General features: G+C 59.7%; 8 protein-coding genes. 7 read left to right on the top strand and 1 reads right to left on the bottom strand.

What is annotated here, in order from left to right:
- From AC1DLV_RS30040 to AC1DLV_RS30050, 3 genes are all read left to right on the top strand, one after another.
- Positions 1-1,918: phage tail protein (locus AC1DLV_RS30040; RefSeq protein ID WP_476836340.1), on the top strand; the 1,918-nt coding region annotated here is incomplete at its 5' end.
- Between the two features lie 41 nt (positions 1,919-1,959).
- A complete protein-coding gene (locus AC1DLV_RS30045) occupies positions 1,960-3,522 on the top strand; it encodes a hypothetical protein (RefSeq protein WP_476803610.1) in 1,563 nt (520 codons plus the stop codon).
- On the top strand, positions 3,515-4,213 hold the full coding sequence (locus AC1DLV_RS30050) for a hypothetical protein (RefSeq protein ID WP_476803611.1): 699 nt from the start codon (positions 3,515-3,517) through the stop codon (positions 4,211-4,213). Before AC1DLV_RS30045 ends, AC1DLV_RS30050 begins: the two co-directional genes overlap by 8 nt.
- On the opposite strand, the gene AC1DLV_RS30055 is transcribed toward AC1DLV_RS30050, so the two are convergent.
- Positions 4,163-5,302, bottom strand: a complete 1,140-nt coding sequence (locus AC1DLV_RS30055) for an acyltransferase family protein (RefSeq protein ID WP_476803612.1) — start codon at positions 5,300-5,302, stop codon at positions 4,163-4,165. The two genes, AC1DLV_RS30050 and AC1DLV_RS30055, sit on opposite strands and share 51 nt — an antisense overlap.
- A gap of 233 nt (positions 5,303-5,535) precedes the next feature.
- Between AC1DLV_RS30055 and AC1DLV_RS30060 the strand changes: the two genes are divergently transcribed.
- Genes AC1DLV_RS30060 through AC1DLV_RS30075 form a run of 4 tightly spaced genes read left to right on the top strand, consistent with a single transcriptional unit; the run spans position 5,536 to position 6,865 of the window.
- Complete coding sequence (locus AC1DLV_RS30060; RefSeq protein ID WP_476803613.1) at positions 5,536-5,781, top strand: DUF7940 domain-containing protein; 246 nt, start codon at positions 5,536-5,538, stop codon at positions 5,779-5,781.
- Positions 5,768-6,220: a lysozyme gene (locus AC1DLV_RS30065; RefSeq protein WP_476803614.1), complete on the top strand. Its 453-nt coding sequence runs from the start codon at positions 5,768-5,770 to the stop codon at positions 6,218-6,220. The genes AC1DLV_RS30060 and AC1DLV_RS30065 overlap by 14 nt, the downstream gene beginning before the upstream one ends.
- Positions 6,220-6,615 (top strand): hypothetical protein, encoded by a 396-nt coding sequence (locus AC1DLV_RS30070; protein WP_476803615.1) that lies wholly within the window; start codon positions 6,220-6,222, stop codon positions 6,613-6,615. Before AC1DLV_RS30065 ends, AC1DLV_RS30070 begins: the two co-directional genes overlap by 1 nt.
- On the top strand, positions 6,572-6,865 hold the full coding sequence (locus tag AC1DLV_RS30075; protein ID WP_476803616.1) for a hypothetical protein: 294 nt from the start codon (positions 6,572-6,574) through the stop codon (positions 6,863-6,865). The genes AC1DLV_RS30070 and AC1DLV_RS30075 overlap by 44 nt, the downstream gene beginning before the upstream one ends.
- Positions 6,866-6,978: the final 113 nt, after the last annotated feature.

Consider the following 6,978-nt stretch of genomic DNA (forward strand, 5'->3'; position numbering starts at 1 on the left):
GCATGGGCGTTTTCACATCGCGCAACTGAGGCTGAGGCCAGAAACCTACACGATCAACGTCGACTTCGAGAACCTGGTCTGCACGCGTGGCGACCGCGTCCGAGTGGCCCATGACGTCATGCTCATCGGCCTCGCCAGTGGTCGCGTCGTTTCGGTCAACGCCGGAACGCAGACTGTCGTTCTCGACGAGACAGTCAATATGGTGGCCGGAACGCTCTATTCGATCCGATTCAGGTTGAGCGACGGCAGTTTCGTGCTGCGGTCGATGACGGCCGCCGTCACGGAGGAAACTGATACGCTCGTGCTGGCGGGCACCGGGTCACTCCCCGCCATCGGCGACCTGTTCACCTTCGGCGAGGGGCAGAGCGAGTCCGCTGTCTATCGCGTGCTCGGCATCGAGCCGCAAGACAATCTGGTTGCCCGGATCACGCTGGTTGACGATGCCCCGGATATCTATCTGGCCGACAACGGCGTGATCCCCGCATTCGAGAGCAACGTCACCAAGCCGGTCGATCCGTATTCGCTGCCGCCGACCGACATTCGGATGACGCAAGGGATCTATCTGGAAGGGAGCGATTTCCTTTCCGTCGTGTATCTGAGCTGGAGCGTGCCGCGGCAAGGCCGAGTCCAGTTCTTCGAGGTCGAATACCGAAATGAAGGGGATGGCACCGGAGTTTTCCAGACCGGTCCGGTAGCAATCTCGCCCCAGACGTCTGCCGAACTCAGGGGGCTGCAGGCCGGCGTCTACACGTTCCGTGTCCGTTGTCGGTTCGATGACAATTCGGTGTCGAGTTGGCTGACCTCGGAAGCGTATGCCGCGGACATGCTCAACCACCCGCCGCCCGACGTGACCCGGTTCGAGATATCAACGCTGGGCGACACGTCCACGCTTAGCTGGGACGCGGTCCAGGCAACGGGCGTGGCCTATGAAATCCGCTTCGTTGCGATCGACAACGTTACCGTAAGCTGGAATGCGGCAACCACGTTGATCCCATCGGTTTCGGGCACCAGCATCCAGGTGCCGACGATGATCGGAACCTACCTGATCAAGTCGGTGTTCCAGACCGGGCTGAAGAGCGCGAATGCCGCTCTGGTCGCAACCAACATTGCGTCACTTGCAGGGCAGAACATCGTCGAAGTGCTGGCCGAAAGCCCAGCGTACCCTGGCGTCCATGACAGCGTGACATCCTATGGCGGCGTTCTTCGCCTCCAGGAAAACAACACGATGTCGACGTGGGAGACGCTTAGCGATGTGATCTCGCTGCAAGAAGGCGATGGGAATAGCCCCGGTTTGGCGCTCACCGGTACTTATTATTTCGACAATGGTGTCGATCTGGGTGACGCCTACACCTCGCGGATCACGGCGCTGCTCGATGCCAGGGGCGAGAACCCCTATCAGGTGATGTCACTGTGGACGTCGCTAGCGGATGTTGCAGTTCTTGACGACACCGGTGCCGATGACTGGGAGGTTCGGCTTGAGTTCCGGACGACGATGGTCGATCCAATTCTCGCCGTCTGGGGCGACTGGTTGCCGTTTGTCGTTAGCGATGTCACGGCGCGCGCCTTGGAGTTTCGGATCATCCTGGAAGGCCGTCCGACAAATGACCTGGGCGCGACCTACGGGCTGACGACGCCTGCCGTCCACGCGCTTAGCGTCCAAATTGACATGCCCGACCGCGTCATTGCTGGCGACGATGTCGTGGTGCCGACTGGCGGCTTGGATATCGAGTTCAACCCGCCCTTCAAAGCGCTGCATGGCATCGGCACTGCCGACCAGAATATGGCAACCGGCGACTACAGCCTGATTACGGCCAAGGGGCCGGCTGGCTTTCACATCCAGTACTTCAACGCCGCCGGCACGCCAGTCGAGCGCACCGTCGACTACATGGCCAAGGGCTACGGGCTCCAGCAAGCCTAGCAATCCCTTCAGATCAGACCCCACCAAACGAGGCGCATTCAATGGCCCAGTTCAACTTCGGCTCAATCGTGGCCACATCCAAAAGCGGGTCGGCCCTTGCGGACGATCTCAATAGCTGGCGCGATGCGCTGCATAGCTCGCACAAGGGCCCGACGGCACCGACCTACAAGGTCGCCGGCATGTTCTGGCTCGACGACACCACGGCGGCGAACCATCTGTTCAAATACTACGACGGCACCGACTGGATCACGGTCCTGTCGATCGATACAGCCAACAACCGGGCATCGGTCGTCTTTGCTGCGGAGCGTCTGAGCTATCCGCTCGCCGGCGGTACGGCGAACGCGCTGACGCTGACCCCCGCAGTTGCACTTGCCGCCTATTTCGACCTTGACGTTGCCACCTTCGAGGCCACTGGGAACAACACCGGGCAGGCAACGCTGGGGGTCTCAGGGCTTGGGCTCAAGGCAATCCGAAAAATGGTGGGCGGTGCTGATGTGGCGCTGTCAGCCGGCGATATGCTCGACGGCAACCGCTACATCCTGAGTTACGACAAAGACGCGAATAGTGGCGCCGGGGCTTGGATCCTTGTCAATCCGTCGACCATTCCAGCGATCCGGGGATACCTGAGCGGCGGCGGCCGCGCCAATCACCTCGAGAACGACACCCTCGACGCGACGAACGATATCGTCGTGCGCGCGGGCGAGGTCGCCAGTGTTTCGGCGACCCCGCTGCTGATGAAGCAAGCAGCGGACCTCACCAAAAAGCTAGATGTGACGTGGGCGGCCGGGCACAACCAGGGCATGCTCGACCATGGTTCCTTGGTAGACTTCACCTATCACATCCACCGTATCATGCGGCCGGATACGGGCGCAGCCGACATCATCGCTTCGTTGTCTCATGACGAGACTACAACGGTCACGATGACCATTGCCTCGCCTTGTGTGGTGACATGGAGCAGTGGGCACGCGCTGGTTCCAGGGAGCACGTTCCAGTTTTCGACCACCGGCGCGCTGCCAACCGGCGTATCTGCCGGCACCACTTATTATGTCATCGCGACTGGGCTGACAGGGACTTCCTTCAGGTTCTCGGCGACGAACGGAGGCTCGGCGATCAACACTTCTGGTCCGCAGTCTGGCGTCCATACCTGTCAGGCGTTGCCGCTTCTGCCCGCCAACTACACCGAATTTCGCCGCATCGGGTCTATCATCCGAACAGGTGGGGCCATACGACCGTTTAGGCAACTCGGGAATGTATTCAAGTACGATACTCCCGTGAACATTCGAAACAGCACCGTGGCGGTGGCTTCCGTTCTACTTGAAATGGCCACCCCTGCCGGCGTTGTTGCTCGGCCAATCCTGCGCTGCGCCCTTGGCGTCGCGGTAGGCAACACTGTTACTATTACCCTTGGCGATGCCGCTGTTGGATCGCCGAATATTCCCGTGGCGTTCCTCAACGCTGCCGGGACACAGATCACGCTCCTCGACCAGTTCATCACCAACATATCCGGCGAGCTTTACTTCTCCCAGGTCAACACGGTTGGTGCGGCTAGCTCGTTCGTTCTCGACTGCCTCGGTTTTGTGGATACAAGGGGTCAGAATGTTTAGGCAGTGGTTGACTGAAGACATAACCGTTCACGTTACCTCCTGTGGGTCTCTTCAGGAAGAATACGACAAGCTTGCCACCGACTACGACATGAAGGGCTTTGCAGCGACGTTCATTCTCGACAGTACGTCCTCCGCCACACTCGACGCTAAAAGACCGCTCGTTGGTGGCAGCAAGATTACCGTCGACGGCGGCGGTGCGGCAATCGCAGCGGGTGGCAAGCCAGCCATGGCAAACAACATCGCCGGCCTTACAATGAACCTGAAGAACATGAAGCTTGCCGCTTGGTCGGGCGGTCACTGTGTCTGGGCGATGTTCGGTGGCATGATCAACCTGCGCGAAGGCATGGAGTTTTGCGCGGGCGACGGGGATCATATTCTCGCCTCCTACGGCGGACAGGTGCTCATCAAGAATAGCTATCTGGTTTCAGGCGGGGGCTTGAACCATTGGCACAGCTATTCTGGCGGCTACATCACTGCCACCGATCTGACGGTTACGGTCATCGGCACGCCTTGGTTCACTCGCTGGGCTGGCGTTGCGGATGCTGGGATTGTCGCCCGCAACATCGCCTACAACGGCACCATCCACGGGGCAAAGTACCTCGTCCACAAGAACGGGTTCATGGAGATCGGGACCAATGACCTACCGGGGGATGTAGCCGGATGCGTGGCGACGGGCGGTGTCATCGCCTAGCTTGAATGCGGCGATGATCTTCCTAGCCGCCGACTGGCTTGGACGCTCCACAAACGTGTATGAGGCCCACGCGGCCACAAAGGTAGCCGTGACTCCTACCGCCAAGGCGGCGGTATAGCCGATCCTGTCATTCAGGAGTGTGAGCGCGAGCATCCCAACTGGCAGATGCAGCAAGTAGACCGAGTAGCTGACATCACCGAGGAACTTCAGCACCTTCGGGATTCGGGAGATTTTCATCGCTCTCATACCCAGGAATATCAGGACTGCTGTCGGGTAGGTGAACGCAGTAATTATTGGCCCTTCGAAGAGGATGCCAGGATAACGAGCCGTCTGCACGGCAAAAAACATCACCACAGAAGCGCAGGCGAGAAGCCAAAGGTGCTCCGTGGATATCCGGTTGTTGCTTTGCAGATAGATGAGACGGCCGATAACGAAGATCGGCACCACGATCGTATGCGCTAACGCGAAACTGAAATAAGACGCTCCCGCAATGCTTAGGGCCGAAACGACGGCATACATCGCCAGCATGGCCACGGTGCTTTTCGTCGGGGATGTTTTCAGGCTCGGTAACACGACGAGCGTGATGCCGTAGAAGAAGAGCTCAGCTACTAGCGTCCACGTGATGCTCAATGAATAACTCGTTGAATAGACGATCTTGTCGAGCAGCATGCTGGTGAGGATGTAGCTTCGGATGTCTGTCGCATTCGTGCCGGACACCAGCGGCAAACCATTCGCGGCCAGGATTCGGTTAGCCCAATACAGCGCGAACACCGCGACAATCAGTGGAGGCATGATTCGGAAGACGCGCTTCAGGAGAAATTCAAGTTGCGTTTCCTTCTCCCCTACATAACTGATCACATAGCCTGAGATCAGGAAGAACAGGATCACCCCGAGGTGGCCGCCGCCATAGAGCAGATGGAACGGCCTCACTACGTAGTCGTAGAAGAGTGACCACGGAAGCCATGAGCCGCCGGTCTGAAACAGCCACAGTCCAACTAGATGGCTCCACATTACCATCACTGCAGAGATGCCGCGGATGATGTGAATGTAGGGAAAGAACGGCTTGGGGTTCTGTGCTTCTGAAATCATCTAGGCGCTCGTTGCGGTGCCTCTGAACGATTTGCACCAATCTCCCCAAATATTCAACCCGACGTTTCGTAGCCCCTGAACTGATGTTTGAAATAAGAGCGCTCGTCCTCCTCATTGTCCTCCTGACGGGGTGCGAGACGGCACCTACCGACGATCCCGGCATCCCGCGTGACGTCCTGTGCAGCATGGTCACCTGCGGCCGCTAACCCTCCCAACCATTTGAGGTCACTCCCATGAAGCTAGTCGAGAACTGGCGCGCTGTGCTGCGCCACGCGTGGTCTGTCCGCCTCCTGGTCATCGCTGTGATGATGTCCGGCGTCGAAGCGGCGCTGCCTCTCCTTGAGGGCGTCATCACGGTGCCTCCCGGCATCTTCGCCGCCCTATCCGGTTTCGTCGGCGCGGGCGCGCTTCTGGCCCGCGTGATCCTCCAGAACGACCTGAGCCCCGAAAACAAGGATGAGACCAATGAGCCGTCTTAAGCGGAACACCACTCTTGCCGCCGTAGTCGTTGCAATGGTCGGTGGGTTCGAAGGCCTGCGCACCTACGCCTACAAAGACCCGATAGGCATCCCGACGATCTGCTTCGGCGAGACGCGAGGCGTCCAGATGGGTGACAAGGCAACCGTCGCCGAGTGCAAGGCGATGCTTGCGGGCCGCCTCGTCGAGTTCGAAACCGGCATGATGAAGTGCGTGAAGGTTCCGCTACCGGATCCTTCGTTCACTGCTTTCCTGTCCTTCACCTACAACGTCGGCACCGGTGCATTCTGCAAGTCAACGCTCGCAAGGAAACTGAATGCCGGTGATCTGCGCGGCGCCTGCAACGAACTGAGCAAGTGGGACAAGGCGGCCGGCATCCGGCTTCCGGGCCTGACCAAGCGCCGGCAGATCGAGCGCGATCTCTGCCTCAAGGGGGCGTGATGTTGCTCGCACTCAAACCCATCGCGCTCGCCGCCTGGCGGGCGCTGTCGATCATGATCCCCATTCCGCTCGCGCTGATCATCGCCGCCGGCCTCTGGGTCTACTTCGACAAGGCATCAGCTGTCCGGATGGCAGTCAACAAGGCCGTCTCTGAGCTTGTTGCAGGTGCCGAGCTCGACGCGCTCCAGGCTCAAGTCATAGAGGAACGCCGACTGCGCGCCTTTATCGAGGGCAAGGCCGCGTCGCTGGCCGATGCCAACAAGCGCTTCGAGGACGCCCGGATCGCAGCAGCCGTTGAAAACGAGGATCTCGCCGATGAACTGGAACAGCTCAAGGCGCGTGATGTGCCTGATGGCGTTGATCAGCCTCTCTTTGACGGGCTGCGCAACAAGTGAACGTGCGCGACTGGCCGACGCCAAGCGCGCTCAGGCAGCGGCCGAGGCAACGCGTGCCGCGATAACGGAAGCCGCCAAGGTCCCCGACAAGCCAGAGGATTGCCGCATCAACGAACGCTCCGGCGTCAAGCTAGGCGACCGGCTCGATGTGGCCCTGCTGAAAACTGACCGCGCACTTGGCCGGGCAAATGCGCGGATCGATCGCTGTTGGGCCTGGGATCAAGACTACCGGAAAGGGCTGGGGAATTGAGCGAACGCAGCATGGACATGATGTTGGGGCGCATGGAGGGTCAGCTTGAAGCGATCCTTGATCGTATGGACCGCGCCGACGAAAGCAGGGCAGGCGTTCACCGTCGGCTCGAC

The sequence above is a fragment of the Aminobacter sp. 01T433 genome (genome assembly GCF_056398585.1).